Consider the following 2,274-nt stretch of genomic DNA (forward strand, 5'->3'; position numbering starts at 1 on the left):
CCCCGACGACGCTCCCGAGCGTGCCCGCCCTGCCGAGCACACCGGCGCTCCCGGCCACGCCCGCGACCGGCTGACCCCTGATCGGTCTCCAGGACCGCCCGACCGTTCCCCTCCGGCCGAGGCATGTTCATATGTCTTCTCGACCATGGGGTTTCCGCTCCGCCACGGCGCTCGTTGGACACGTCGTTGCCGAAGAAAGGAACACGATGAAGTCCCTGAAGGCTGCCGCCGTCCTGGCCGGTTCCGTTGCCCTCGCCGGCGTCGCCGCGCCCGCGTTCGCCTACAACGCCACCGACCTGACGCCCACCAGCCTCAACGGCGCCGTCAACCAGCTCGCCAAGGGTGACTTCACCCTGCGGGACGTGATGCCGCTCCAGCACCAGTCGAACGCCCTCGACACCGAGGACAAGGACTCCGTGCTGCACTCGGTCAAGGGCGCCACCACCGCGCTGAACCAGCACAACCCGCTGCTCGGTGGCCTGCCTCTGCAGAGCTGACACCCCTGCGCGACCGGGGCCGGTACCGCATCCGCGGTGCCGGCCCCGCCCCTTTCGAGGCCGCTTCCCTCGTTCGTGTGGAGCCCCCCGGTCCACTGGTCCGGACGGGTGAGAAGCCGCCGGGGCGCCCCCGGGCGCGTCGATATGGTCGCGCGGTGACCTCAACCCCCACGGAACTGCGCCCCGCCGACCTCGGCACGCTGGTCGTGCTGCCCTGGAGCGGCGCGGCCCCCGACGGCACCGACATGCCCTACCTGCTGGCCTACTCCCTGGGGGACGCCGCAGGCGGCCCCCAGGTCACCGCGGTCGCGGTCGAGCAGCTGCTGGTGAGCAACGGACTGCCGGTCGGCGGCGATCTGGTCGACGGCACCTACCGGCCCAGCCTCCCCATCACCCTGCTGGTGGAGGCCGGCCAGGCCGTCGTACGGATGCCGCGGCTGATCGCGCAGGCCCCCGCGCCGCCGGAGTGGCTCGCCGCCGTCCGGGCCCGCGGCTTCGCCTACCTGGTGTTCACCACCCGCGCCTGGCCCGAGGGCGCGCCCGGCAGGATCGTGCAGCCGGCCGCGCTGGCCGCGTTCGCCGGTGCCCCGGAGACCCTGCACGCCGCCGCGCATGTCGTACTGCCGGCCACCAGCCTGCGCGGCTGACGGCAGGGACGAGGGCCGGGGCGTCGGCATGGCGTGACGTGCCGGTGAGCGTGAACGGCCGGTCGATGGCGCCTGCGACCGGCCGACCGCTCATGAAGATGACCAGCCGACTATTACGGCAGCCGGGGGAATTGCCGCGCCGCCCCCGTTCTCCGTCCCGGCCACGCCAGTTACGCGGTACGGACGCCGAACTCCCGCACCCGGAAAGGGCCGTATCCGAGATGAAGCCGACCACCCGAGGAACCCTCGCCGCCGTGCTGACCGGCGTCGCGGCCGCCGCGAGCGCGACCGCCCCCGCCGCCGCGGCCGACGCGGTCCCCGTGCCCGTACCGCTCCAGGGCGTCTCCCACTCCCTCGGCACGCGGATGCCCGAGGCCACGCTCGAGGTGCCGCTGCTGACCCCGGGTGCGCCCGACGGGCCGCGCTATGTCACCGGCCGGCTGCTGCCCGAGCCGATCCTGCCGAGGCTGCCGATCGCGGGGACGCTGCCCGGCGCCGATCTGCGCGCGCCGCTGCCGCATCCGCTCGGCGACCGGCTCGGCCTCGACGCCCCCGCCGCCGGTCTGCACACCGCCGGACCCGGTCTGAACCTGGTCGCTCCTCTCACCGCGCCCGACCCGGATCTGTTCGGCCTGCCCGCTCCCCGGCTCCCCGAGGCCGGCCTGCTCGCCCCGGCGCTGCGCACCGTCGCCGGCGGCGACCTGGGCGTGGGCCCGGCCCGCTAACCCCCAGGGCTCCCTCACCAGCGCCGTTCGGCCGTACGCCGGTGACCCGGCCCCTCCTTGTCCGTTAGCGGGTACGACATCTGTTCCCGGACGAGGAGAGTGCGATGGTCGACGGCGACGACGCAGCTGCGGCGGGCGCGACAGAGCAGGTCAGAGCGGATACGACGGCCGGTCCTGGGCGGCGGCGGATGATGCGGGGGCTGCTGTCCTGCGCCGCCGCCCTCGCCCTCGCGCCGGTCGTCGCCGCCTCCCGGCCGGTGCCCCCGGCCGCCGGCGGTGACTCCTTCGACGAGACGTACCGGGGCCGGCGCATCCAGGGCGTCCGGCTGCCGGAGGCCGGCCGCAGCACATCCGACGACGCCTGGCGGATCACCATCGACGGCCGCCCGCTGCATCTGATGCGGC

At 74.8% G+C, this 2,274-nt stretch carries 4 protein-coding genes; all 4 read left to right on the forward strand.

Annotated elements, in window-relative coordinates; all coding sequences use genetic code 11:
- Positions 1-206: 206 nt before the first annotated feature.
- Complete coding sequence (locus CCN72_RS33160; RefSeq protein WP_086811953.1) at positions 207-497, forward strand: hypothetical protein; 291 nt, start codon at positions 207-209, stop codon at positions 495-497.
- Positions 498-652: 155 nt separating this feature from the next.
- Positions 653-1,144 (forward strand): DUF5949 family protein, encoded by a 492-nt coding sequence (locus CCN72_RS33165; protein ID WP_085564794.1) that lies wholly within the window; start codon positions 653-655, stop codon positions 1,142-1,144.
- A gap of 221 nt (positions 1,145-1,365) precedes the next feature.
- Positions 1,366-1,869: a hypothetical protein gene (locus tag CCN72_RS33170; RefSeq protein ID WP_086811955.1), complete on the forward strand. Its 504-nt coding sequence runs from the start codon at positions 1,366-1,368 to the stop codon at positions 1,867-1,869.
- Positions 1,870-1,973: 104 nt separating this feature from the next.
- Positions 1,974-2,274 (forward strand): tyrosinase cofactor (locus CCN72_RS33175; protein WP_244174600.1); only part of this gene is annotated, 301 nt, incomplete at its 3' end.

It is taken from the genome of Streptomyces murinus, from assembly GCF_002154555.1.
GTDB classification, from domain to species: Bacteria; Actinomycetota; Actinomycetes; order Streptomycetales; family Streptomycetaceae; genus Streptomyces; species Streptomyces murinus.

What these genes read in the sequence shown, in the direction of transcription:
- CCN72_RS33160 (WP_086811953.1), top strand. Translation starts at nt 207, where the DNA reads ATGAAGTCCCTGAAGGCTGCCGCCGTCCTGGCCGGTTCCGTTGCCCTC.
- CCN72_RS33170 (WP_086811955.1), top strand. Translation starts at nt 1,366, where the DNA reads ATGAAGCCGACCACCCGAGGAACCCTCGCCGCCGTGCTGACCGGCGTC.